Source organism: Mesorhizobium sp. M1409 (assembly GCF_040317535.1).
GTDB lineage: Bacteria > Pseudomonadota > Alphaproteobacteria > Rhizobiales > Rhizobiaceae > Mesorhizobium.
This window is the reverse complement of the sequence record NZ_JAMYKV010000034.1, coordinates 42,066-68,286: the sequence shown is the minus strand read 5'-3', so window position 1 is coordinate 68,286 and position 26,221 is coordinate 42,066. Positions and strand designations below refer to the sequence as shown.

Here is a 26,221-nt window from a genome sequence, read left to right as displayed (position 1 = left end):
GAAAAGCGTGGACGGGCGTCGGCGTTTGGCTGCAGTCCTACGGGGAGAAAACATGGCTCAAGCTCAAGAATTCGAGAAAGTTCTCTCAAGCAGCGACACAAGCGTTGCCGCTTTTGACGAGCACAAATCGGCCGTCAAGCGCATCCAGCATTTCCTGCATTCGACTCCGGCCGCGGTGCCGTTGATCGTGCTGGTCCTGGCGATCATCGTCTTCGGCATCACCATCGGAGGGCGGTTCTTTTCGTCCTACACGCTGACGCTGATCCTGCAGCAGATCGCCATCATCGGCATTCTGGGTGCTGCACAGACACTGGTCATCCTCACCGCCGGCATCGACCTGTCGATTGGCGTGATCATGGTGATTTCAGCGGTGATCATGGGTAATTGCGCGGTCAGCTACGGTATGCCCAGTGTGCTCGCCGTCGCGATCGGGCTTGCCGCCGGCGCGGCCTGCGGGCTGCTCAACGGAGTGCTGGTCGCCTACATGAAGCTGCCGCCCTTCATCGTGACGCTTGGCACCTGGAACATCGTCATGGCCACGAACTTCATCTATTCGGCCAATGAGACGATCCGCGACACCGACGTCGACACCCAAGCGCCACTGCTGCATCTGTTTGCGTTGAGCTTCAAGGTTGGCACGGCGGTGCTGACGCTCGGCGTCATTGCAACCGTCGTGCTCGTTTTGGTCCTATGGTACGTGCTCAATCACACGGCATGGGGTCGCCATGTCTATGCCGTCGGCGACGATCAGGAGGCAGCGAAGCTGTCGGGCATCCAGACCAAGAAGGTGCTGATGACGGTCTACACCCTTGCCGGGCTGATCGCCGCTTTCGCTGCCTGGGTCTCCATCGGCCGCAACGGTTCGATCTCGCCGTCCGCCGCCGTCACCGACTACAATCTGCAAGCGATCACCGCGACGGTGATCGGCGGTATTTCCCTGTTCGGCGGGCGCGGCTCGATCCTGGGCACGCTGTTCGGCGCGATGATCGTCGGCGTCGTCTCCATGGGCCTCAACATGCTGGGCGCCGATCCGCAATGGAAAGTGCTGCTCACCGGTGTGCTGATCATCGGCGCCGTGGCTGTCGACCAATGGATCAGAAAGGTTTCGGCATGACCATGACCCAGGAACCCATCCTCACCGCTCGTGGCTTGATCAAGCGCTATGGCCGCGTCACCGCCCTCGACAATGCGGACTTCGACCTCTACCCGGGCGAAATCCTCGCCGTCATAGGCGACAATGGCGCCGGCAAGTCGTCGCTCATCAAGGCGATTTCCGGCGCGGCCGTGCCCGATGAAGGCGAGATCCGGCTTGAAGGCAAGCCCGTCGCCTTCAAATCACCGATGGAGGCCCGCGAAGCCGGCATCGAGACCGTCTATCAGAATCTGGCGCTGTCGCCGGCGCTGTCGATCGCCGACAACATGTTCCTTGGCCGCGAGATCCGCAAACCGGGTTTTCTCGGCGACTGGCTTCGTATGCTCGACCGTCCGGCGATGGAAAAGCGCGCCCGCGACAAGCTCACCGAGCTTGGCCTGATGACCATCCAGAACATCTCCCAGGCGGTGGAAACGCTGTCTGGAGGCCAGCGCCAGGGCGTGGCGGTGGCGCGCGCCGCCGCATTCGGCAGCCGTGTGGTGATCATGGACGAACCGACGGCCGCCCTTGGCGTCAAGGAAAGCCGCCGCGTGCTCGAACTGATCCTCGACGTCAAGAAGCGCGGCCTGCCGATCGTGCTGATCTCGCACAACATGCCGCATGTCTTCGAAGTGGCCGACCGCATTCACATCCACCGGCTGGGCCGTCGCCTCTGCGTCATCGATCCCAAGCAATATACGATGTCCGATGCCGTCGCCTTCATGACCGGAGCGAAGGTTCCGCCCGAGGCGGCGCTTGCGGCTTGATGCATGTCGCCCAAAGGTGCGTAGCGGTTTTGCGACAACGGCATGCACGGAACAAAATTTGAAGTGCGTCGCGGGGATCGTCTGAGCGCGCCGCGCTTCAAATTGCCAAATTGCCGCAGGGTAACCCGGACTAGGGCTCGCCTAAATCGATTGAATATGTAGCAGTATCGGCTAGCATGGGCTGGGAGGAACGATGAAAGCCGGTATGATCATGGCAACCGCACGAGAGGCAGCATGACGCGCGCGATGACATCCGAATCTCCCCAGCCCGAACTTGAAAATCCAGATCCCAAGACACTCGCCGATGAAGTCTTGAAGGCCCTCAAATACCGGGTCGGCAAGGATACCACCGTCGCGACCCAGTACGACTGGCTGACCGCCTCGATCAAGGTCGTGCGCGACCGCATCGTCGACCGCTGGATGCAGGCGACGAAGGAGGCCTACGACCAGAAGGAAAAGCGCGTCTATTATCTGTCGCTGGAGTTCCTCATCGGCCGGCTGATGCGCGATGCCTTCTCCAATCTCGGCTTGATGGACAATATGCGCGAGGCGTTGTCGTCGCTGGGTGTCGATCTCGATCTCATCGCCGCACTCGAACCGGACGCGGCACTCGGCAATGGCGGCCTCGGCCGGCTTGCCGCCTGTTTCATGGAGAGCATGGCGACCGTCGACATTCCCGCGCATGGCTACGGTATCCGCTACGCCAACGGCATGTTCCGCCAGGAGATTCACGACGGCTGGCAGGTCGAACTGCCCGAGACCTGGCTCGATCACGGCAATCCGTGGGAATTCGAACGCCGTGAACGTTCGTTTGAGGTCGGCTTCGGTGGTTCGGTGGAATCGATCACCTCCAAGGACGGCCGGCTCGAGCGCCATGTCTGGAAGCCGACCGAGCATGTATTGGCTGTCGCCTATGACACGCCCGTGGTCGGATGGCGGGCCAATCGCGTCAACACGCTGCGGCTCTGGTCGGGCATGCCGGTCGATCCGATCCTGCTCGACAAGTTCAATGCCGGCGACCACATCGGCGCGCTTGCCGAAAGCAACAAGGCCGATGCCTTGTCGCGCGTTCTCTATCCCGCCGATTCCCACAAGGCCGGGCAGGAACTGCGGCTCAGGCAAGAGTACTTCTTCTCCACCGCCTCGCTGCAGGACATCGTCCAGCGTCATCTCAGCCAGTATGGCGACCTGAAGTCGCTGCCCGACAAGGCCGCGATCCACCTCAACGACACCCACCCGGCCATCGCTGTGCCTGAGCTGATGCGCCTGTTGATGGACGTCCACGGCATGGATTTCGATCAGGCCTGGGATATCACCAAGCGCACCTTCGGCTACACCAACCACACGCTGCTGCCCGAGGCGCTGGAAAGCTGGCCGGTGCCGCTTTTCGAGCGGCTTTTGCCGCGCCACATGCAGATCGTCTATGCCATCAATGCCGAAGTGCTGCTTGAGGCGCGCGCGTCCAACCAGTTCTCGGACGAGCAGATCGGCCGCATCTCGCTGATCCAGGAAAATGGCGACCGCCGGGTGCGCATGGGCAATCTGGCCTTTGTCGGCTCGCACTCGATCAACGGCGTTTCGGCTCTTCACACCGACCTGATGAAGGAGACGGTGTTCGCCGACCTGCACAAGCTTTATCCCGATCGCATCAACAACAAGACCAACGGCATCACGCCGCGGCGCTGGCTGATCCAGTGCAATCCCGGACTGACGTCGCTCGCCCGCGAGGCGATCGGCGACCGATTCCTCGATGACATTGACGCCATCAAGGATCTCGATAGCTTCGCCGGCGACGCCGCCTTTCGCGACAAGTTCGCCGCCGTCAAGCGCGCCAACAAGGCGCGGCTGGCCAACCTCGTCGCCGACCGGCTCGGTATCAAGGTCGATCCCTCGGCACTGTTCGATATCCAGATCAAGCGCATCCACGAATACAAGCGCCAACTCCTGAACATCCTCGAGGCGATCGCTCTCTATGACCAGATCCGCTCGCATCCCGAGCGCGACTGGATGCCGCGCGTGAAATTCTTCGGCGGCAAGGCGGCGCCCAGCTATCACAACGCCAAGCTGATCATCAAACTCGCCAACGACGTCGCCAAGGTCATCAACCGCGACCCGGCCGCGCGCGGTTTGCTGAAGGTCGTGTTCGTGCCGAACTACAATGTCAGCCTGGCCGAGATCATGATGCCGGCTGCCGACCTTTCCGAGCAGATCTCGACCGCCGGCATGGAAGCGTCGGGCACCGGCAACATGAAGTTCGCGCTGAACGGCGCGTTGACCATCGGCACGCTCGACGGCGCCAATGTCGAGATCAAGGAATGCGTCGGCGACGACAACATCTTCATCTTCGGCCTGACCACCGCCGAGGTCGCCGAGCGGCGCAACAATGGCTACAACCCGCGCGCCATCATCGAAGGATCGTCTGAACTGGCGCAGGCCGTTGCCGCTGTTTCGTCAGGCGTCTTCTCGCCGGACGATCCGGAGCGTTACCGCGACCTCATGAACGGTCTCTACAACAGCGACTGGTTCATGGTTGCCGCCGATTTCGATGCCTATGCCACCGCCCAGCGCGAGGTCGATGCGGTCTGGCGCAACAGTCCCGATTGGTACGCCAAGGCAATCCGCAATGTTGCGCGTGTCGGCTGGTTCTCCTCCGATCGCACGATCCGGCAATATGCGAAAGAAATCTGGAACGTGCCTGTCTGATGTGATTGCATGAGGCCACGAACAATGTGGTCCCGGTGATGTGGATTTGAAGTCGGATCACACCACTAGAAACAAACACTCGGTGCCCGGGGAGGGACGCTGCCTGATGAAGAAGCCGCGCGCGACCGCTGCGACAAGCGGGCCGGACGGACTGGCGCCAGCCAGCGATGTCGCGGCGATTGTTGCCGGCACGCATGGCGACCCGTTTGCCGTTCTCGGTGTTCACGAGGCTGGCAAGGGTTTTGTGGCCCGCTGCTTTGTTCCGAACGCCGAATTCGTCACCGCCTACACGCTGACCGGCATCATCGCCGGTGAACTGTCCAGGCGCGACGATGGCGGGTTTTTCGAAGGCAAGCTCTCGATCAAGAAGCGCCAGCCCCTGCGCTATCACGCGCGCAATGCCGGCGGCGACTGGTGGCTGACCGATCCCTATTCGTTCGGTCCGGTGCTTGGCCCGATGGACGACTATTACATCGCCCAAGGCTCGCACCTCAGGCTGTTCGACAAGCTCGGTGCTCATGTCATTGACCACGAAGGCGCTTCCGGCGTGCATTTCGCCGTCTGGGCTCCCAATGCACGACGCGTCTCGGTGGTCGGCGACTTCAACGAATGGGACGGCCGCCGGCACACGATGCGCGATCGCCGCGACACCGGCATCTGGGAACTGTTCGTACCCGACATCGGTGCCGGACGACCCTACAAATACGAGATCATCGGCCCCGATGGCGTGAGACTCCCGCTGAAGGCCGATCCGTTCGCCTTCAAATCCGAATTGCGGCCGGCCACCGCTTCGGTCGTAGCCGTGCCACCGGCGCATGAGTGGGGGGATGAGGCGCATCGCCATTTCTGGCGCAATGCCGATCACCGGCGCGAAGCAATCTCGATCTATGAAGTCCATGCCGGTTCCTGGCAGCTTCGCGACGACGGTTCGTTCCTGTCATGGGACGAACTGGCCGACCGGCTGATCCCCTATGTGGTCGAGACCGGCTTCACCCATATCGAATTCATGCCGATCTCCGAACACCCCTATGACCCATCCTGGGGCTATCAGACGACCGGCCTCTACGCACCGTCGGCCCGCTTCGGCGACCCGGACGGCTTTGCCCGTTTCGTCGACGGCGCCCATCGCGCCGGCGTCGGTGTCATCCTCGACTGGGTGCCGGCGCATTTCCCGGTCGACGCGCATGGCCTGGCCAATTTCGATGGCACCGCGCTTTATGAGCATGCCGATCCGCGCAAGGGTTTTCATCCCGACTGGAACACCGCGATCTATAATTTCGGCCGCCGCGAGGTGGTGTCCTTCCTCGTCAACAATGCGCTGTTCTGGGCCGAGAAATACCATGTCGATGGTTTGCGCGTCGATGCGGTCGCCTCGATGCTCTACCTCGACTATTCGCGCAAGGCCGGCGAATGGATCCCCAACGAGAAGGGCGGCCGCGAGAACCTCGAGGCGGTCAGCTTCCTGCAGAAGATGAACAAAGAGGTCTACGGTCACCATCCCGGCGTCATGACCATCGCCGAGGAATCGACCTCATGGCCGAAGGTCTCCGCACCCGTGCATGAAGGTGGGCTGGGCTTCGGCTTCAAGTGGAACATGGGCTTCATGCACGACACGCTGGAGTATTTCTCCAAGGAGCCGATCTTCCGCAAGCACCACCACAATGATCTCACCTTCGGCCTGACCTATGCTTTTTCGGAAAATTTCGTGCTGCCGCTCTCGCATGACGAGGTCGTGCACGGCAAAGGCACGCTGCTTGGCAAGATGGCCGGTGACGACTGGCAGAAATTCGCGACGCTACGTGCCTACTACGCCTTCATGTGGGGTTATCCCGGCAAGAAGTTGCTGTTCATGGGGCAGGAGTTCGCGCAGCGCCGCGAATGGAGCGAGGCGCGCGCGCTGGACTGGAACTTGCTTGAGTTCCGCCCGCATCGCGGCGTCTGGCAGACGGTGCGCGATCTCAACTATCTCTACCGTTCGCGCCCGGCGCTGCATGGCCGCGATTGCGAGCCGGAAGGGTTTTCCTGGCTGATCGTCGACGACAGCCAGAATTCGGTTTTCGCCTGGCTGCGCAGCGCACCGGGGGGCAGCCCGGTGGCCGTCATTTCCAATTTCACGCCGGTCCCGCGCGACAACTATCGCGTGCCGTTACCGACGGCCGGCAAATGGCGCGAAATCATCAATACCGACGCTTCGGAATATGGCGGTTCCGGCAAGGGCAATGCCGGCACGGTCGAGGCACGGGCGGAGAGTGGAGGCATCTCCGCGACGATGCTTTTGCCACCGCTGTCGACGATCATGCTTGAACTCGTGGCCGACTGAGCCATGTCGAGGTCGAGTAAGTCGAGACTGAGTAACTTGGGAGGGTAGAAATGGCAGACTTGAAACGGACCCAGCCGTTGGCGCGCGATGCCATGGCCTATGTGTTGGCCGGCGGCCGTGGCAGCCGCCTCAAGGAACTGACCGACCGGCGCGCCAAGCCGGCCGTCTATTTCGGCGGTAAGACGCGCATCATCGACTTCGCGCTTTCCAACGCGCTCAACTCCGGCATTCGCCGCCTTGGCGTCGCCACCCAGTACAAGGCGCATTCGCTGATCCGCCATCTGCAACGTGGCTGGAACTTCCTGCGGCCCGAGCGAAATGAGAGTTTCGACATCCTGCCGGCCAGCCAGCGCGTCTCGGAAACGCAGTGGTATGAGGGCACGGCCGACGCTGTCTATCAGAACATAGACATCATCGAGGCCTACGGCCCTGAATACATGGTGATCCTGGCCGGCGACCACATCTACAAGATGGACTACGAACTGATGCTTCGCCAGCATGTCGACGCCAATGCCGATGTCACCGTCGGCTGCCTCGAAGTGCCGCGCATGGAAGCCACCGGCTTCGGCGTCATGCATGTCGACGGCAAGGATAACATCATTGCTTTCGTCGAAAAGCCCGCCGACCCGCCCGGCATTCCAGACAAGCCGGAGTTCGCTTTGGCCTCGATGGGCATCTATGTCTTCAAGACCAATTTCCTGATGGAGCAGTTGCGCCGCGATGCCGCCGAGCCGGGCTCGAGCCGCGACTTCGGCAAGGATATCATCCCCTATATCGTCCAGCACGGTAAGGCGATCGCCCACCGCTTCGCCAAGTCCTGCGTCCGTTCGACCGCCGAGAACGAAGCCTACTGGCGCGACGTCGGAACGGTCGACGCCTATTGGGAAGCCAATATCGACCTGACCGATATAACGCCGGAACTCGACCTCTACGACCGCGACTGGCCGATCTGGACTTATGCCGAATTGAAGCCGCCGGCAAAGTTCGTGCATGACGAGGATGGCCGCCGCGGTTCGGCGGTGTCCTCGCTGGTTTCGGGCGATTGCATCGTTTCGGGGGCCTCGCTGAAACGAAGCCTGATCTTCACCGGTGCGCGCATCAATTCCTATTCGACGCTGGAAGAAGTCGTCATGCTGCCCGACGTTCATGTCGGCCGGAACGCAAAGTTGAAGCGCGTGGTCATCGACCATGGTGTTAGGATACCGGAAGGGCTGGTGATCGGCGAAGATCCCGTTCTCGACGCCAAGCGTTTTCGGGTTTCGGAAAAGGGCATTTGCCTGGTCACCCAGGACATGATCGACAAACTAGGGCTCTAGTGCATGCAGGTTCTGTCGGTCACGCCCGAGATTTTCCCTCTGATAAAGACCGGTGGGCTTGCCGACGTGACCGGCGCGCTGCCCATCGCGCTGGCGGCCAAGGGCGTGACCATGCGCACGCTCATTCCCGGTTTTCCGACCGTCATGGCCGCCTTCAAGAAAAGGAAGGCGGTTCTGCAATATCCCTTGCTGCAGGGCGGCAAGGCCTCCGTCCACTCCGTTCAACTCGCCGGGCTCGAACTGTTCGTGCTCGACGCGCCGCATCTGTTCGACCGTCCCGGCGGCCCTTATGGCAATGCGACCGGTGTCGATTGGCCCGACAACTGGCGGCGCTTCGCGGCGCTGAGCCAGGTTGGCAGCGACATCGCCGGTGGCGCCATCTCGGGCTACCAGCCCGACATCGTCCATGCCCATGACTGGCAGTCGGCGATGACGCTGGCCTATATGCGCTACGGCAAGGCGGTCGGCGTGCCATCGATGATGACTGTCCATAACCTCGCCTTCCAGGGCCAGTTCGGCGCCGGCATCTTTGGTGAGCTCGGCTTGCCGGCGGCGGCGATGGCGCTCGATGGCGTCGAATATTACGGTGGCGTCGGCTTCCTCAAAGCCGGTCTGCAGGCGGCCTGGGCAATCACCACCGTCAGTCCAACCTATGCGCAGGAGATTCGCTCGGCGGAATTCGGCATGGGTCTCGACGGCCTCATCAACATGCGCTCCAGCGATCTCCATGGCATCGTCAACGGCATCGATACCGGGATATGGGATCCCGAAACCGACAAGCATCTGGTGTCCACCTATACGGCCGGCACGCTGAAGGCGCGCGCCCCCAACAGGGCTGCCGTGGAAGACCGCTTCAGCCTTGAGCGCGACGACAGTCCGATCGTCTGCGTCGTCAGCCGCCTGACCTGGCAAAAGGGCATGGATATCTTGGCGACAGCGATCGATGGCATCGTTGCGACCGGCGCGCGCCTGGCCATTCTGGGCTCGGGCGATGCCGGCCTCGAAGGCGCGCTGCTTGCGGCCGCGGCCAGGCATCGCGGCCGTATCGGGGTCGTGGTCGGCTATGACGAGGGACTGTCGCACATCATGCAAGGCGGCTGCGACGCCATCGTCATTCCCTCGCGCTTCGAACCCTGCGGCCTGACACAGCTTTACGGACTGCGCTATGGCTGCGTGCCGGTGGTCGCCCGCACCGGCGGCCTGGCCGATACGGTCATCGACGCCAACGAGGCCGCCATTTCAGCCGGTGTCGCCACCGGCTTCCAGTTCGCGCCCAACAATGGCGGCACCTTGCTGCACGCCATCCGCCGCCTGGTCGACGCCCATGCCAGTCCGCTGGTCTGGGAATCGTTGCAGCGCCAAGGCATGAAAGCCGATGTGTCATGGGACAAAAGCGCGGAAAAATATTTTGAACTCTATCGCTCGCTGCTTACGAAAAGGGTTTCCTGAAGCATGATACGCACCGTCCCCACCAAACCCTATTCCGATCAGAAGCCCGGCACGTCGGGCTTGCGCAAGAAGGTGCCGGTGTTCCAGCAGGAGCACTATGCCGAGAACTTCATCCAGTCGATCTTCGACGCGCTCGATGGTTTCAAGGGCAAGACCCTGGTGATCGGCGGCGATGGCCGCTTCTACAACCGCGAGGTCATCCAGAAGGCCATCGCCATGGCGGCCGCAAACGGCTTCGGCAAGGTGATGGTCGGGCAAGGCGGCATCCTGTCGACGCCGGCCGCTTCCCATGTCATCCGCAAATACAAGACCTTTGGCGGCATCATCCTTTCAGCCAGCCACAATCCGGGCGGCCCGCACGAGGATTTCGGCATCAAGTACAATGCCGGCAATGGCGGCCCGGCGCCGGAAAAGCTGACCGACGCGATGTTCGCCAAGACCAAGACCATCTCGAACTTCAGAACCGCCGATATCGATCCGATCGACATCGACACGATCGGCACGGTCGAGGCCGCCGGCATGGCAGTCGAGATCATCGACCCGGTCGCCGACTATGCCGAGTTGATGGAAAGCCTGTTCGATTTCGACGCATTGCGCAAACTGTTCAAGTCCGGCTTCCGCATGCGCTTCGACGCCATGCACGCCGTGACCGGCCCCTATGCCAAGGAGATCCTGGAAAACCGGCTGGGTGCGCCCAATGGCACCTGCCGCAACTTCAAGCCGTTGCCGGATTTCGGCGGCCACCACCCGGACCCCAACCTCGTCCATGCCAAACACCTCTATGACGAAATGATGGGGCCGGATGCACCGGATTTCGGCGCCGCCTCGGATGGTGACGGCGACCGCAATCTGATCATAGGCAAGGGCATTTTCGTCACCCCGTCGGATTCCGTCGCCATGCTTGCCGCCAACGCCCGCCTGGCGCCCGGCTACAAAGCCGGGCTGAAGGGCATAGCCCGCTCGATGCCGACCAGTGGCGCGGCGGATCGCGTTGCCGAAAAACTCGGCATCGGCATCTACGAGACGCCGACCGGCTGGAAGTTCTTCGGCAATCTGCTCGACGCAGACATGGCGACGATTTGCGGTGAGGAGAGCGCCGGCACCGGCTCCAACCATGTCCGCGAAAAGGACGGCCTGTGGGCGGTGCTGCTGTGGCTCAACATCCTTGCCGCGCGCGGCGAAAGCTGCAAGCAGATCGTCACCGAGCACTGGGCGACCTACGGTCGCAATTACTATTCGCGGCACGATTATGAAGAGGTCGAGAGCGACCGCGCCAACGCGCTGGTCGATGAACTCCGTGCCAAACTCGGCGCGCTGCCGGGAACTAGCGTGCGCGGCATGACAATCGTCAGCGCCGACGATTTTGCCTATCACGACCCGGTCGATGGTTCGACCAGCGAGCACCAGGGCATCAGGGTTATGTTCGAAGGCGGTTCGCGCGTCGTCTTCCGGCTTTCCGGCACCGGCACGTCGGGCGCGACGTTGCGCGTCTATATCGAGCGCTATGAGCCGGACAAATCGAGACACGATCTCGATACGCAGGCCGCACTTGCCGATCTGATTGCCGCGGCCGATGATATTGCCGGGATTCGCAGCCATACCGGCCGCGCCAAGCCGAGCGTGATTACTTGACGCAGGCGGATAGCCGGCCGCTTGAGTTCCGCCTGCGTCGCGAGGCTCCCCCTTCTCCCCTTGTGGGAGAAGGGTGCACCTGTTCGCGACTCTCCCAGCAAGCGCTGGAGGCCGCCGCATGAGTACGCTCGGCGCCACCGTCACCCGTGACGGCATCCGCTTTGCCGCCTGGTCGCAAGCCGCCAGACGGCTCTGGATCTCGGTCTTCGATGAGCGGGGCAACCGGGAAATCGAACGGCTTGAGCTGCGGCCGGAAGGCGAGGGCGTGCATGCGCTGTTTGTCGCGGGCCTTGGCCCCGGCACCCGCTACGGGTTCCGCGCCGATGGTGACTACGCGCCGGAGCGCGGGCTGTGGTTCGACCCCGCTAAGCTGCTGACCGATCCTTACGCCATCGAGATCGACAGGTCCTACGCGTATGACTGGCGGCTGGCCCAGCGCCGGGGTGAGGGGGCCGATACCGCGCAGCTGATGCCGAAAGCGATTGCCGCCGCCTTGCCCAAGCCCGTGCAGGCCACGCCGCCGCTCTTTCAGCCCGGTGGCCTGATCTACGAAGTGCCGGTGCGCGCCTTCACCGCGCTGCATCCGGACATTCCGGAAAAATTGCGCGGTACGGTCGCGGCTCTAGCTCACCCCGCGGTTGTCGAGCACCTGAAAAAACTCGGCGTTGGCGCGGTCGAACTGATGCCGGTGACGGCGTCGATCGATGAGCGGCATTTGCCGCCGCTCGGGCTGCGCAATGCCTGGGGTTACAATCCCGTGACGTTCATGGCACTCGATCCGCGCCTGGCGCCGGGCGGCCTTGCGGAATTGCGCAACACGGTCGCCGTGCTGCGCCAGGCCGGCATCGGCGTCATTCTCGACCTCGTCTTCAACCATACGGGCGAGAGCGACAGGCTTGGCCCCACGCTGTCGCTGCGCGGCTTCGACAACCAAGCCTATTACCGGCACACGCCTGACGGCAGGCTGGCCAACGACACCGGCACCGGTAACACGGTCGCTTGCGACCACCCGGTCGTCCGGGAAATGGTCCTCGACACGCTTCGCCATTTTGTCCGGGATGCCGGCGTCGATGGCTTCCGCTTCGACCTGGCGCCTGTTCTTGGCCGTGTCGAAGGAACATTCGATGCCGAGGCGCCACTGCTGAGGGCGATGCGAGAGGACGCCGTGCTGGCCGATCGCGTGCTGATCGCCGAGCCCTGGGACATCGGTCCGGAAGGCTATCAGCTCGGCAATTTTCCGCCGCCTTTCCTCGAATGGAACGACAAGTACCGCGACGATGTCAGACGCTTCTGGCGCGGTGACGCCGGCATGGCCGGCGCCCTGGCGACCCGGCTTGCCGGCTCGTCCGATGTGTTTGCCGCGAAGGGGCAAAACGTCAGCCGCACGGTCAACTTCATCGCCGCCCATGACGGCATGACGCTGGCCGACATCGTGCGCTACGAGCGCAAGCACAACGAGGCCAATGGCGAGCAGAATCGCGACGGCCACAATGAGAACCTATCCTGGAACAACGGCGTGGAAGGAGATGCGGACGACCCGGCGGTGGCCGAGGCTCGTCGGAACGACCAGCACGCGCTGCTCGCCACGCTGTTCGCCTCGCGCAGCACCATCATGCTGACGGCTGGCGACGAATTCGGCCGCACCCAGCAGGGCAACAACAACGCCTATGCGCAGGACAACGAGATCACCTGGCTCGACTGGGCAGGCCGCGACCAGGCGCTGGAGCGCCACACGGCGCTGCTCTCGACGTTGCGCCGCGCGATATCAGCGCTTTCCGACACAGGCTTCCTCACGGGCCAGCCACCGGCAGGCTCGGAGATGCCCGACGTCGCATGGCTGACCGAGACAGGCGCGCCGATCGATGAACAGAGTTGGCGGGATCCGCGGCGGCACCGCCTTGTCATGATCCTGGGTGGCGACGGCGATGGCGAGTGCCGTGTTGCCGTCATCATCAACGGCGATCGCCGCGCCTGCATGGTCACGCTGCCTGAACGTGAAGGGTTTTTCTGGACCGCCGTCGTCGATGCGGCGGACATCTCGCGGCCGGTATCGGGGCGGACGGTGATCTTCATGATCGAACGCATACAGGCCGGCACAAGGAAAAAGCGCAATGGCGGCAGCTGACAAGGCCGGATGGTGGCGCGGCTGCGTCATCTACCAGATCTATCCACGCTCGTTCCAGGACACGACCGGCGACGGCAGCGGCGACCTCAGCGGAATTACCTCAAGGCTCGCTCATGTCGCCTCGCTTGGTGTCGACGCTGTCTGGCTGTCGCCCTTCTTCAAGTCGCCGATGGCCGACATGGGCTACGACGTGTCGGATTACCGCGATGTCGATCCGATGTTCGGCACGCTTGAGGATTTCGATGCGCCGGTCGCCGAGGCGCATCGTCTCGGCCTGAGGATCATCATCGATCAGGTGCTGTCGCATTCATCCGACAAGCACGACTGGTTCGTCGAAAGCCGAGCCAGCCGCGATAATCCCAAGTCCGACTGGTATGTCTGGGCCGATGCCAAGCCCGACGGCGGCGCGCCCAACAACTGGCTCTCCGTCTTCGGTGGCCCGGCCTGGGAATGGGATTCGACCCGCCGGCAATATTACATGCACAATTTCCTCGCCTCGCAGCCGGATCTGAATTTCCACAATCCGGAGGTTCAAGACGCGCTTCTGGAAACGGTGCGGTTCTGGCTCGAGCGTGGCGTCGACGGCTTCCGGCTCGATACGGTCAATTACTATGTCCACGACCGCTGGCTGCGCAGCAATCCACCCTTGGCATCAAGTGTCGCGGGCACGAATACGGAGACCAACACCTACCTCTACCAGGAGCATCTGTTCGACAAGACGCAGCCGGAAAACCTGGCGTTCCTGCGCCGCTTCAGGGCGCTGCTCGACGCGTATGAGGACCGCGCCGCTGTCGGCGAGATCGGCGATGAGGGCCGCTCATTGCAGACGCTCGCCGCCTACACATCCGGCGGCGACACGCTCCATATGTGCTACACCTTCGATCTGCTTGGCCCACGGTTCTCCGCGGCGCATGTGCGCGGCTGCGTCGAAGCCTTCGAGACGGCCGTTTCCGATGGCTGGGTCTGCTGGGCGTTCTCCAACCATGATGTGGTCCGCCATATCAGCCGCTGGACAAGGCCGGGTAGCGATCCCGACGCGATCGCAAGATTCTCGATCATGCTGCTGTCCTGCCTGCGCGGCTCGATCTGCCTCTATGAGGGCGAGGAACTCGGCCTGGAGGAGGCGGACCTTGCCTATGAGGATCTGCGCGACCCCGTCGGCATCCGCTTCTGGCCGGGCGTCAAGGGTAGGGATGGGTGCCGCACGCCGATGGTTTGGGAGGCCGGCGCCGACAATGCGGGCTTCTCGACGGCCAAGCCGTGGCTGCCGATACCGGCCAGCCATCGCGCCCGCTCGGTCGACGTCCAGAATGCCGACACAGCCTCCGTGCTGACATCCTATCGGGTCGCCCTGGCGTTGCGCGGGGAGCACCAGGCGCTGGTGACGGGCTCGATCCGCTTTCTGGACGCTGAGGGTGAGGTGCTTGCGTTCATCCGCGAAGGCGGCGGCGAAAGACTGCTCTGTGTCTTCAATTTCGCAGGGGAATCAGCGAATTGGCCGTTGCCGCCCGATATCGGAGCGGTTGCAAGGCTTGACGGCGATACAGCTGTCGTAGAGGAGGCCGAGCTTTCGTTGCCCGCGCTCGGATGTTTCCTTGGCCGCCTCGACTGATTTGGCGCTTCGGCCGTCTTATTGGACGAGAACCGAGCGTCCGCAGGTCGCGCCGGTGACACGCACGTCGGCCTCGCCGACGCCGACACCCAGCGCTGAAAGCACATTGTAGAGCAGGTCGTCGACGGGTGCTGTTACACCGTTCAGCACCGCCACCACCGCCGGCTTGACCGCTCCGAGCAGAGCAGTCAGGTCGATCCCGAGGCCAAGCGCATTGACCGAAAGCGACAGGTTGCTGACCAGAGATGTGGTGAGCGATTGTGTAATGTTGCGCGTCGAAACTGTCTTGATCGTCTTGTTGGCGATGTCGGTCGCATCGAAGGTCAGCGTCGTCGGGTTGTTGTTGGTGATCGCGGTGGCGGCGGAGCCCATCACCTGGATCAGGGGAATGTTGGTCAGCAGCAGCTTAAGGCTCACATCCGCGATTTCGGCGTCGGTGAATGTCTGCGGTTGGCTGAAGTCGCCAAAGCCTGAGCTGTTGCTGTTGGCCAGGTGCAGCGCGGCAATGCCTGGGTGGGCCGCGATGGAAACCTTGATGCTGGAAGGCCCTGTCGGACAAGTGATGTCGGTCAGTTTGGCTTCGGCATAGGCGACTTCCACATTGAGGGGCAGGTTCACGGCCAGCAGACTGATGCCGCCGCCGAGACCAGGTGTGCCGACTCCGACGCTGGCCACCAGCTTGATACGCGTCTGGGCCGTGCGCACCGTGGTACCGATTCCACCGACCGCGAGCCATGGCGAAAATTGTGCCGGCTCGCCAATGGCAATGGTAAGCTTGGTGGAAAGAAGCCCCGGTACGGTGGCTCCGAGATTGACCTGAGCCTGGTTGGTGCCGTTAGCCAGCACTGCGGCGGCAGTCAGCATTCCCATGGCGCTTGCATCGACCCCAAGGCCTGCCGGGTTTTGTCCCAAGCCCGCGCTGCCCACGGAGCCGAGGTCGACAAGGCTGCTGAGCGGGATCTTGACGGTGCTGGTCGACTTGGACGCGATCGTCTGCAGGGCTACCTTGGCCGTGTTGCCAAGTCCGGGCACATTGGCCATGGCGGTAGCGATCTGGCCGACGGTCGCCTTGGAGGCCAGCACATCCGTATAGGTACCGCCGGTCACGTTCACTTGCGTGGCAAGGGCACTTATGAAGGAGAGGACGCTGACATCGGCCGAGATCAACCCGTTGTAGTCCATGACGCTGAGCGAAATGTTGCCGCCGAGAAGTCCGCTCAGAAGCGCGTTGAGTATGCCGCCATTGACGCTGGCAAGTCTCGACCCGACCGAGAACGTCGCCTGCGGCGTCATGCTGGCGGTGGCCTCCGTGCCGATGACGGGAGTGGGGATCAGCGAACTCGCGAAATAGCGGGCGGGGATCTTCTTCAGGGTTACGCGGACGGCATTGTAGGGTGTCAAGTTGGCCTGGAAGCGCTGGCTCACATTGGCGCCTGATGCCGCGTATCGCCCCGGTGTGACCGACACGACGGTTTTGCCGACGGCCGGTGCGATCGTCTGTCCCGAGCCTTGAACGACAACCCCTGGCATGCCGTTGTCGGTCAGCGTGGTCACGACCGCGGTGTCGATCTTTGTGATGTTCGAGGCGGCGGTGATCGCGGCCAAGTCCACCATTGCCTGTGCTTCGCGACGCTCCGTGTAGATCGAGGCTTCGTCGATGGCGACGGCAGCCAGCGCAAGCCCGACCGGCGCCATGAGCGCCGTCATCACGGCAAAATTCGCTTTTCTGTCACCCAGCATCAGCCGTGCCAGCCGGCCGATCTCCTTGCAGGCGTGCGGCAACATTCAGATGCCCCCGACCCTTATCGTTGACTGGCGCGTGATTGTAGTCCCTGGCATCGCGATGCCTGGGAAGAGATTCCAGATCGGCAGATTGCGCGCATCGTACTGGATGGACACCACGAACTGGCTTCCATCGGCCGTGCTGTCGTTGGCCTGGTAGGTCAACTTGCTGACATCCACGAAGGGATATCCGCCGGCATTGTTGGTGACGAAGCTGGCTACCAGCGTCTGGCGCTCGGTCTGGTTCAGCCCGGCAATCGCCGTGCGGGCTGCATCCGCCGCGATCTGCTGGATCGAGTTGGCGGCGCCGAAATATATACCATATGCAACCATTCCGAGCAGAAGAAGAATGAAGATCGGAGAGAGCAAGGCGAATTCAACCGCCGAAGTTCCGGAATTTTCTTGAAATTTGTACCTTATTTGACGGATATTGGGCAATTTACTTGCTCTGTTACTCATGGCCATCGACGTTGGAGATCGAACCATATAGGAAGTAGTCGCAATGTAACCGGTGGTTGCTTAAGAACGCATTAACACATTCCGTCAAACGGACGCGGCGATAGATTCCTTGTGATAAATGGGGTCGACATGAGGAAACCAAGTCAAGCTTCTGATTTCGGCTGCCACGGCATAGCTTTCATCCCGCCTTACTTTGGGTGACCCAGAGAGTCTGTTGAAATAAAAATTCTCCGCGTTAGTGTCTGGACACCAGCCGCAGGAAGGGAACCGGCGGCGCGCTCAAAGGGGTCAGATATCGGCTCCGGGGCGTCAACACGTAAAGGCGCGCCGACGGCAGCGCCGACAGGGAGAACTTCATGCTGAAAAACATGCTGAAGGCGACTGTGTTCGCCACGACCATGGCGCTGGCCGGCACGTTCTACACGCCGACTTTCGCCGAGAGCGTCTATAACAGGGGATCCGCCGCCGAAGCGGAGACGCTCGATCCGCACAAGACCTCGACGGTCTACGAAGCCGATATCATACGCGACCTGTTCCAGGGCCTCGTCATGCATGACCAGAAGACGAACCTCATTCCGGGCGCCGCCGAAAGCTGGACGGTGTCCGACGACGGCACTGTCTACACCTTCAAGCTGCGCAAAGACGGCCTGTGGTCGGACGGCAGCCCGGTGACGGCGGACGACTTCGTCTATTCGTTCCGTCGGCTGGAAGATCCGGCCACCGCTGCCGAATACGCTTCCATGCTCTATCCCGTGAAGAACGCCGAGGAAGTCAACACCAAGAAGGCCAAGCCGGAGGAGATGGGCGTCAAGGCGCTTGACGCAAATACCCTCGAAGTCACGCTGAAGGCGCCGACGCCTTACTTCCTGGAGATGCTGACCCACCAGGCGACCTACCCGGTTAACAAGGCGTCCATCGAAAAACTTGGCGCCGACTGGATCAAGGCAGGCAAGCTTGTCTCCAACGGGGCCTTTACAGCGGCGGAGTGGATCCCCAACGACCATCTGAAGCTGGTCAAGAATCCGAAATTCTGGGACGCCGCGACCGTCAAGTTCGACGTGGTCAACTACATCCCGACCGAAGATCGCTCGTCGGCGATGAAGCGCTTCGAGGCCGGTGAACTCGACAGTTACGGTGACCTGCCGACCGAACAGCTCGCCGATCTCAAGACCAAATTCGGCGATCAGATCCGTGTCGGGCCATATCTCGGCACCTACTATTATGCGATCAAGACCGACAAGGCGCCGTGGGACAATGTCGAGCTGCGCAACGCCATCTCGATGGCGATCGATCGCGACTTCCTGGCGGAGAAAGTCTGGCAGAATTCGATGCTGCCCGGCTATTCGATGGTACCTCCGGGCATCGAGGGCTACACGCCGGCACTGGCCAAATACGCCGACATGCCGCAGATCGACCGCGAGGACGCTGCCAAGAAGATCCTCGAGAAACTCGGCTATACACCCGAGCATCCGTTGAAGATGCAGATCCGCTACAACACCTCGGAAAACCACAAGAACACCGCTGTCGCCATCCAGGAACAGTTGAAGCCGCTTGGCGTCGAGATCACGCTGCTCAACACCGACACCAAGACCCACTACTCATTCCTCGAGCAGAAGGGCGACTACGACGTGGCGCGTGCCGCCTGGATCGCCGACTACAAGGACCCGGAAACCTTCCTCGGCATCTCGCGCAAGGCCAGCGGCAACAATTATTCGAACTACAACAGCCCGAAATACGAAGCGGCGATGGACAAGGCCGCCGCCGCCGGCGGCAAACCCGAACAGCGCATGAAGGAACTCGCCGAGGCCGAGCGCATCCTCGTCGATGATGTCGGCGAGATCCCGCTTCTCTACTACAGCTACCACGACATCGTTTCTTCGAAGCTGCATGGTTTCGACGACAATGTGATGGACATCCATCCGTCCCGCTTCATCAGCAAGGACTGATCCCTTGGCTGGGTCGCCGCGCAACTCAATGCGCGGCGGCTCTGGTTTGCCATCGCATCGGCCCGGGAACCGGATTCGATTTTCGACAATGTCGGTGCGAAGATTTGAAGACTAGAGCGCAATCGTCCAGCCGGACGCGCGCTGCTCTGGATCAAGCGGGGCACCGATGCTGCGATATGTATTAAGGCGGCTTTTGACCGCCATTCCGACGCTGTTCGTCATCGTGACCATGGCGTTTTTCCTGATGCGCGTCGCGCCAGGCGGCCCGTTCAACCAGGAGCGGGGGCTGAGTCCCGAGATCAGAGCCAATCTCGAAGCTCAGTTCGGTCTCAACGACCCGCTCTGGCTGCAATTTGTCCACTATCTCGGCAATCTTTTGCGCGGCAATTTCGGCCCGAGCTACAACATGCCGGATTTCACCGTCACCGAGCTGTTCGCCAAGGGTCTGCCTATTTCGGTCCAGCTCGGCGCGTCGGCGCTTGTCCTGGCACTTCTGTTCGGTTCCGTGCTCGGCACCATAGCCGCGCTCAACCAGAACAAGCTTGGCGATTATGCCGTGATCGCGCTGGCGACCGCCGGCAGCACCATCCCCACCTTCGTCATCGCGCCGGTGATCCAGCTCCTGTTCGGGCTGACTTGGAAGCTGCTGCCGATCGGTGGATGGGGCGATGGCGCTTTGATCAACAAGGTCGGCCCGGTGCTGACGCTCGCTCTGCCGCAGATCGCCATCGTCGCCCGCCTGATGCGCGGCTCGATGATCGAATCGCTACGATCCCATCACATCCGCACGGCGCGCGCGCTCGGCCTCTCCGATTGGTCGGTGGTGGTCAAGCACGCGCTGCGCGGCGCCATCCTGCCGATCGTCTCCTTCACCGGCCCGGCGGCCGCGGCTCTGCTCACCGGTTCGGTCATCGTCGAGACGATCTTCTCCATTCCCGGTGTCGGCCGCTATTTCGTCGATGCCGCGCTCAACCGCGACTACACACTGGTGATGGGGACGGTGGTGGTGATCGCCATCTTCACCATCGTTTTCAACCTGATCGTCGACGTCATGTACGCGGTCGTCGACCCGAGGGTGCGCTATGACTGACATCGCAGCCACGGCTCCCGCCGTCATCGGCCGCTCGCTCTGGGGCGATGCCTGGGCGCGCCTCAAGGCCAATCGCGCCGCCATGTTCAGCCTCTATTATCTCGCTTTGATCGCGATCATCAGCGTGGTCGGCCCCTCACTCGTGCCGCATCAATACACGACCATCTATGGTGATTATGTGCGCACGCCGCCAAGCCTGTCGGCCTATCCGAAGGCCGACACGATCGAGACGGCGCTCACCGAAGCGATCAAACGCATGCGGGTCGATATCAAGGAGTGGCGGCAGGAAGGCAACCAGGTCTTCGTTACCGTCAAGTCGACCAAGCCGATCGACGACCGCAATATCCGCTATCTCGATCGTTCCGACGCCTTTGACGGCACCAAGATCGAGAGCAAGTCGCCTGACGGCCTCGAAGTGACGATGAGTGCCTCGATCAAGCAGCAATATTTCCTGTTCGGCACCGACAACACCGGCCGCGATCTGTTGTCTCGCACGCTGATGGCCGGGCGCATATCGCTGGCCATCGGTCTGCTCGCCGGCGTCGTGGCGGTGGTCATCGGCGTGATCTACGGCGCCGCGGCCGGCTTTGCCGGGGGCAAGGTCGACGAGGTGATGATGCGCATCGTCGACGTGCTCTATTCCTTGCCCTTCATCTTCTTCGTCATCATGCTGGTGGTGTTCTTCGGCCGCAACTTTGTGCTGATGTTCCTGGCGGTCGGCGCCGTGCTGTGGCTCGACATGGCGCGCATCGTGCGTGGCCAGGCGCTGTCGATCCGCCGGCAGGAATATGTCCAGGCGGCGGAAGCCATGGGTGTCGGTCAGCGCGGTATCCTGCTGCGCCACGTCATTCCCAACCTGCTCGGCCCGGTGGTGATCTACATGACGCTGCTGGTGCCGCAGGTCATCATCCTGGAGAGCTTCCTGTCGTTCCTGGGGCTCGGCGTGCAGGAGCCTATGACCAGCTGGGGCGTGCTGATCTCGGTCGGCGCCAAGAACATCGGCACCGCCAACTGGCTGCTGTTGTTTCCCGCCTTCTTCCTCGTCTCGACGCTGTTCGCGCTGAACTTCGTCGGCGACGGCCTGCGTGACGCGCTCGACCCGAGAGATCGATAAAGATGGGGATCGATGAGATGGCTGCTTCCGAAACGATCCTCAGCGTCAAGGACCTGCGTGTCCGCTTCCGCACGCTCGACGGCGCGGTCGAGGCGGTCAAGGGCATCAACATCCACGTCAACGCGGGCGAAACCGTTGCCGTGGTCGGTGAATCCGGATCCGGCAAGAGCCAGACGATGATGGCGGCGATGAGCCTGCTGGCATCGAATGGCGAAGCGACAGGCAGTGTCGACTATCGCGGCCGCAATCTTCTGACTCTGAGCAAATCCGAACTCAACAAGGTCCGTGGCCGCAAGATCAGCATGATCTTCCAGGAGCCGATGACCTCACTCGATCCGCTCTATTCGATCGGTAACCAGCTGATCGAACCGATCCGCCGGCATCGGGGCTTGAATGCCGCCGAGGCGCGCCAAGAGGCGCTCAAGCTGCTGCGCCTAGTGCATATTCCCGATCCCGAACGGCGGATGAAATCCTATCCGCACGAAATGTCGGGCGGCCAGCGCCAGCGCGTGATGATCGCCATGGCGCTCGCCAACGACCCCGACATTCTGATCGCCGACGAGCCGACGACGGCGCTCGACGTGACCATCCAGGCGCAGATCCTGATGCTCTTGGCCGAATTGCAGCGCAAGCTCGGCATGGCGATCGTCTTCATCACCCATGATCTTGGCATCGTCCGTCGCTTTGCCGACCGGGTCTACGTCATGCGCCAGGGCGAGGTTGTGGAGGAGGGCGAGGCCGAAGCCATCTTCGTCAATCCGCGGCATGCCTATACGAAAATGCTGCTGGCGGCCGAGCCGACCGGCAGCAAGGCGCCGCCGCCCGCCAATGCCCCGGTGCTGCTCGAAGGCAGGAATGTCGAAGTGACGTTCAGGATCGGTGGCGGGTTTCTTGCTGGCGAGCCGCTGATGCTGCGCGCCGTCGATCACATCTCGATCCGGCTACAGCGCAACCAGACCATCGGCATCGTCGGTGAATCCGGCTCGGGCAAATCGACGCTCGGTCGCGCCTTGCTGCGGCTGTTGCCGAGCGACGGTGTCATCCGATTCGGCGACCGCGACATTTCCCAGGCCGACCGGCGGGCGATGCGGCCGCTACGGCGCCAGATGCAACTCGTCTTCCAGGACCCGTTCGGCTCGCTGTCGCCGCGCATGACCGTCGGCCAGGTCATCACCGAAGGGCTTCTGGTGCATGAGCCGAATCTTTCGGGCAAGCAACGCGACCAGCGCGCGGTCGAGGCCTTACGAGAAGTCGGCCTCGATCCCAACGCCCGCAACCGCTACCCGCACGAATTCTCCGGCGGCCAGCGGCAGCGCATCGCCATTGCCCGCGCCATGATCCTGAAGCCCAAGCTGGTGGTGCTGGACGAACCGACCTCGGCACTCGACCGCTCGGTACAGAAACAGATCGTTGAACTGCTGCGCAAGCTGCAGGCCGACCACGAGCTGTCCTACCTCTTCATCAGCCACGATCTGTCGGTCGTGCGCGCCATGGCCGACTACATCATCGTCATGAAGCAGGGCAAGATCGTCGAGGAAGGACCGACCGAGGCGATCTTCAGCAATCCGCAGCACGTCTACACACAGACGCTGATGGCCGCGGCAATCGACGTCACGCGGTTCCGGTTGAGCGCCTGAGACAGTAGCCGCCAGGTGGGCGCTCAAGGCACCAAGGCGGCGCCTGTTCACTCAGTCCGTTGACCTCGGGCACTTGTTTGCCCGTACCGCGACTATGGCTTGTTGCTGTTGCTTCAGCCGGTCGATCCTGGCCGTTTCACGGTCGGCGACCGCGGTTTTCACGCGCGCGCCGCCCAGCAGCCAGCGGGGAACGTTGGTGTTCGCGACCTTGCCGCGGGTGATTGCGGTTCGCGAGATGTCACGGGCAACGTCTCCCAGCGCGCTGTTGAGCTCGGTGCATGTCATCGAATCGTATTTCGCCGGATCGATGGTTTTGCCGATCGACGAACAGCCGGCGACAAGAAACAGCGCAATCATCAGGGCCAGAGGCGAGGCTGTCGTCGAATTCAGATTCATGTCGCATCCGGCTTGCCGTTTCATCGACCCATCGTACCGCATCGAAGTATCTAGGGCCGACGGCCATTTCGTCAAAGTTTGCGATCGCGAAGAAACCTGTCGCCGAGCTGAGCCTTTCCGGCCGATGCAGGAACATTCTCCCCACCGCGCCCGCCCTCAAAACTATCGGGTTGTTCATTCAATTTCCCTGGAAATTCTCACGCTGCTTCAGCGACGAATGTCGTTGGGGGGCAACCGCCGAACACTGCCTGAGCGATGTCGGTCTCGTTTTCATCAACATGCGCCGTCACCAAAACGATCCCCTCGGTACCGCGATCATCCGTCTTTGCGGCAGTCGTGGTGAACGTTGCGAACAGGCCACCGGCAACGCCGCCACAGATGGCACCGGCCGCTGCTGTTGCCCATACGCTTGCAGCAAGAGGATTGATGCCGTGGGCTGCAACAGCGCTCAGGCAGGCCAGCCCGCTGGCGACACCGCCAAGGACGGACCCCAACGCGGAAACCAATAGAGTTCCCGCTTCGTCACGATAAGGTCCGATGATGGCAATCTGTACCCGCGGAATTCCGGCCGCCACCAAGTCGCCGGCAACCCTTGCCGCTTCGGCATGGGAATCAAAAAGTCTGCTAATTGTCGGCATGGTCACTCAAGGCTTTTGACTGTTCGTCAGCGTGTCGATGACGAAGGACGCGGCAATCAGGTCGTCACCCCGAATTCGGCCTTCGCGGTCCTCCATGATGGCCGCGACCTTCTGGAAGGTCTTTATTTCGCCCGCGGTGATCTGAGCCTCCTGCATCCTGGCCTTGAGGTCAGCCACGCGCACCCCCAGCGCTTGGGATATTTCAGTCTCACGGTTCAACATGGCGATCTGCATCCGTTATTGGGAAGCCCGTCGCCTCGAGGGCGGCGGGCTTCAGCCGCAAGCGGCTGGTTCAGTCGATGATCTTGATGATCTTGTGGGTGTCCGGATCCACAACAACTGTTCGGTTGTCGATCACCGTGTAGCGGTATTTGACGTTGGGGACTTCGTGAAGCTCGACCGTTTCGGGCAGCGCTGTTCCGATATTGAGTTCCACACCAGGAATCTTCACCGAAGCGAGGGGCTGCTTTTTCACATATTCACGGATGACTGTTTCCTGCTCGGGCTGGATGATGATGTCCTCGGCTGCGGCTGCGCCGACACCTGCAAGCAGCAAAAGCGACGCCGCGGCAGCGGCAAGATGCATTTTCATGAATTCCTCCTTTGCAAACCGGCGCAGCACAACATCGTCCGCGCCAAACCACCGAACTTGGGGAAAGTGCAAACGTTCCCAGGGCTGGGCTTCGGTCGGGCGAGGCATGAGACCTAAGTCCGATCGCGAAACGCAATGGTCTGATCCCAGGCGTTGCTCGGAACGGCCACTGTTTGCGGTCGTTGTCGGCTGCATGTTGCGGGAGGAAACCGATGGAGAAGAGTGTTGGCCAGGCGCGCTGGTTGCTCGCACCAGTCTTCGCGGTGGCCATCACCTTGATGGTGATTGGAGTAGCTCTTGGCTGATCGTTCAGGAGAATTATCCACGAAGGTTTGCATATCGGCGCAGCTACGTCCCTTCCTGTGCCGATAGGGTTCGCTCGCCGGGTGCCAATCCTGGCGAGCGAACTCTCGTTTCCATACCGCAACCATGCCAACAGGCGCATTTGGTTCCAACAACGCGCAACCGATTTCAGATTGGATAGAGAAGTCTGGGCACGTGTGCGGCTAACAAGCCAACGGCCCGGCTCCAAGCCGGGCCATTGGGCAGTCGGCGATCAGTAGCCGTCGTTTTCGATCACCACGGGATTGTGGCGATGATGGCGGTGAGTGGAGATGGAGCCTGTCACGACGACGGTGTCTCGACGATGATGCCGGCGCCCATGGTCATAGAATGCAACGGTACCGTGGCGACGGTGGTGCAAGCGCTGTCCATCTTCGTTGATGATTTTGACGCTGCTGTGGTGTCGATGATGGGTTCTGATAACCACATCGGCCTCGGCTGCCGAAGCCATCACGGGCAATCCCAAGGAAAGCGCCAAAGCGCAGATGACCATTGTTTTCATTGCAATTTCTCCATCGCCTTAATTAGCCCTTCGTCGGATAACCGCCGCTTCTCCCTTTGGTTCCGGTTTTTCCTTGCGGGCAGCCGGACGGCAGCGCGGTAAGTCGAAGGACGGGCGATCATCGCCTGGGGCTGAGAAGGGAGCTGCCTCTCGCTCGTGGTACTTGCGGAGACGATGTGTCCGGCCGGGTCAGTCGCTCACATCAGGCAACACAACGATCTGCCCCAAAAGTCGCAATATCTGGCTACTGCCTCCGGCAGTTCCTTGCATGACCGCTCGTCGTCCGCATGGGAGGGCGCACAACATCACTTGGCTCGTTGGAGCGGTGGTCATCGTGATAGCGATCTTGAGCTTCCTCGGCCTTCGCTAAGCGCGACGTCAACGATGTCCGGCGGCCCTTATCTGAATGGGATCAGTCGAAGCCGACACCGCGGAAGCGCCGCAAACGGGTCGGCCGAAGATCGACAGGCATCATACGAGGAGCAAAACTCTTGGCCCGTCTCAACAGCGGGAGAGCTATTTCGCTCCATTTTCAGGCGGGATGTATGTTTGAGCGCCAAAGTCGGGATGCGCTAACGCTTTGTTTTTCTGGTCGGAGTGGCAGGATTTGAACCTGCGACCCCCTCGTCCCGAACGAGGTGCGCTACCAGGCTGCGCTACACTCCGT

Annotated in this window: 20 protein-coding genes and 1 tRNA gene; 13 read left to right on the top strand and 8 right to left on the bottom strand. The window is 61.8% G+C overall.

From position 1 onward, the window contains the following. Positions 1 to 52: 52 nt before the first annotated feature. The 9 genes from NKG99_RS23590 (at position 53) to bglA (ending at position 15,056) form a co-directional block, all read left to right on the top strand. A complete protein-coding gene (locus tag NKG99_RS23590; RefSeq protein WP_352871092.1) occupies positions 53 to 1,114 on the top strand; it encodes an ABC transporter permease in 1,062 nt (353 codons plus the stop codon). A gap of 2 nt (positions 1,115 to 1,116) precedes the next feature. Further along, positions 1,117 to 1,899, top strand: coding sequence for an ATP-binding cassette domain-containing protein (locus NKG99_RS23585; protein ID WP_023760533.1), 783 nt, complete (start codon positions 1,117 to 1,119; stop codon positions 1,897 to 1,899). Positions 1,900 to 2,133: 234 nt separating this feature from the next. Further along, entirely contained in the window at positions 2,134 to 4,602 is a 2,469-nt protein-coding gene (locus tag NKG99_RS23580; RefSeq protein WP_352871090.1) for a glycogen/starch/alpha-glucan phosphorylase, read from the top strand. A gap of 106 nt (positions 4,603 to 4,708) precedes the next feature. After that, positions 4,709 to 6,922, top strand: coding sequence for a 1,4-alpha-glucan branching protein GlgB (glgB, locus tag NKG99_RS23575; protein WP_352871088.1), 2,214 nt, complete (start codon positions 4,709 to 4,711; stop codon positions 6,920 to 6,922). A gap of 50 nt (positions 6,923 to 6,972) precedes the next feature. Beyond that, complete coding sequence (glgC, locus tag NKG99_RS23570; protein WP_352871086.1) at positions 6,973 to 8,238, top strand: glucose-1-phosphate adenylyltransferase; 1,266 nt, start codon at positions 6,973 to 6,975, stop codon at positions 8,236 to 8,238. 3 nt (positions 8,239 to 8,241) lie between these two features. Then, positions 8,242 to 9,687 (top strand): glycogen synthase GlgA, encoded by a 1,446-nt coding sequence (glgA, locus tag NKG99_RS23565; protein WP_352871084.1) that lies wholly within the window; start codon positions 8,242 to 8,244, stop codon positions 9,685 to 9,687. Positions 9,688 to 9,690: 3 nt separating this feature from the next. Then, positions 9,691 to 11,319, top strand: a complete 1,629-nt coding sequence (locus NKG99_RS23560) for an alpha-D-glucose phosphate-specific phosphoglucomutase (protein WP_352871082.1) — start codon at positions 9,691 to 9,693, stop codon at positions 11,317 to 11,319. Between the two features lie 118 nt (positions 11,320 to 11,437). Beyond that, positions 11,438 to 13,444 carry a glycogen debranching protein GlgX gene (gene glgX, locus NKG99_RS23555; RefSeq protein WP_352871080.1) on the top strand — a complete coding sequence of 669 codons (2,007 nt, stop codon included), beginning with the start codon at positions 11,438 to 11,440 and terminating at the stop codon, positions 13,442 to 13,444. Then, on the top strand, positions 13,431 to 15,056 hold the full coding sequence (bglA, locus tag NKG99_RS23550) for a beta-galactosidase BglA (RefSeq protein WP_352871078.1): 1,626 nt from the start codon (positions 13,431 to 13,433) through the stop codon (positions 15,054 to 15,056). The genes glgX and bglA overlap by 14 nt, the downstream gene beginning before the upstream one ends. An 18-nt stretch (positions 15,057 to 15,074) precedes the next feature. Here bglA and NKG99_RS23545 read toward each other — a convergent pair whose 3' ends face one another. Beyond that, positions 15,075 to 16,841, bottom strand: coding sequence for a Tad domain-containing protein (locus NKG99_RS23545; RefSeq protein WP_352871076.1), 1,767 nt, complete (start codon positions 16,839 to 16,841; stop codon positions 15,075 to 15,077). Then, on the bottom strand, positions 16,842 to 17,297 hold the full coding sequence (locus NKG99_RS23540) for a TadE family protein (protein ID WP_352871108.1): 456 nt from the start codon (positions 17,295 to 17,297) through the stop codon (positions 16,842 to 16,844). It lies immediately after the preceding gene. A 356-nt stretch (positions 17,298 to 17,653) separates the two neighbouring features. Here NKG99_RS23540 and NKG99_RS23535 point away from each other — a divergent pair, with 356 nt between their 5' ends. The 4 genes from NKG99_RS23535 (at position 17,654) to NKG99_RS23520 (ending at position 23,084) form a co-directional block, all read left to right on the top strand. Next, the gene (locus tag NKG99_RS23535) at positions 17,654 to 19,243 is read left to right on the top strand and encodes a peptide ABC transporter substrate-binding protein (RefSeq protein WP_352871074.1); all 1,590 of its coding nucleotides are present in this window, start codon (positions 17,654 to 17,656) and stop codon (positions 19,241 to 19,243) included. Positions 19,244 to 19,409: 166 nt separating this feature from the next. Beyond that, the gene (locus NKG99_RS23530; RefSeq protein ID WP_352871072.1) at positions 19,410 to 20,333 is read left to right on the top strand and encodes an ABC transporter permease subunit; all 924 of its coding nucleotides are present in this window, start codon (positions 19,410 to 19,412) and stop codon (positions 20,331 to 20,333) included. After that, positions 20,326 to 21,447 carry an ABC transporter permease subunit gene (locus NKG99_RS23525; RefSeq protein ID WP_352871071.1) on the top strand — a complete coding sequence of 374 codons (1,122 nt, stop codon included), beginning with the start codon at positions 20,326 to 20,328 and terminating at the stop codon, positions 21,445 to 21,447. Before NKG99_RS23530 ends, NKG99_RS23525 begins: the two co-directional genes overlap by 8 nt. Before the next feature lie 17 nt (positions 21,448 to 21,464). Further along, complete coding sequence (locus NKG99_RS23520) at positions 21,465 to 23,084, top strand: ABC transporter ATP-binding protein (RefSeq protein WP_352871069.1); 1,620 nt, start codon at positions 21,465 to 21,467, stop codon at positions 23,082 to 23,084. Positions 23,085 to 23,135: 51 nt separating this feature from the next. On the opposite strand, the gene NKG99_RS23515 is transcribed toward NKG99_RS23520, so the two are convergent. The 6 genes from NKG99_RS23515 to NKG99_RS23490 form a co-directional block, all read right to left on the bottom strand. Next, positions 23,136 to 23,504, bottom strand: coding sequence for a hypothetical protein (locus tag NKG99_RS23515; RefSeq protein ID WP_352871068.1), 369 nt, complete (start codon positions 23,502 to 23,504; stop codon positions 23,136 to 23,138). Positions 23,505 to 23,677: 173 nt separating this feature from the next. After that, positions 23,678 to 24,118, bottom strand: a complete 441-nt coding sequence (locus tag NKG99_RS23510; protein WP_352871067.1) for a hypothetical protein — start codon at positions 24,116 to 24,118, stop codon at positions 23,678 to 23,680. Between the two features lie 6 nt (positions 24,119 to 24,124). After that, the gene (locus NKG99_RS23505) at positions 24,125 to 24,340 is read right to left on the bottom strand and encodes a hypothetical protein (protein WP_352871106.1); all 216 of its coding nucleotides are present in this window, start codon (positions 24,338 to 24,340) and stop codon (positions 24,125 to 24,127) included. A 70-nt stretch (positions 24,341 to 24,410) separates the two neighbouring features. After that, on the bottom strand, positions 24,411 to 24,710 hold the full coding sequence (locus NKG99_RS23500) for a DUF1236 domain-containing protein (RefSeq protein ID WP_352871104.1): 300 nt from the start codon (positions 24,708 to 24,710) through the stop codon (positions 24,411 to 24,413). Between the two features lie 556 nt (positions 24,711 to 25,266). After that, entirely contained in the window at positions 25,267 to 25,554 is a 288-nt protein-coding gene (locus NKG99_RS23495; RefSeq protein ID WP_352871065.1) for a hypothetical protein, read from the bottom strand. Between the two features lie 589 nt (positions 25,555 to 26,143). Beyond that, positions 26,144 to 26,220: transfer RNA gene (locus NKG99_RS23490), tRNA-Pro, on the bottom strand. Position 26,221: the final 1 nt, after the last annotated feature.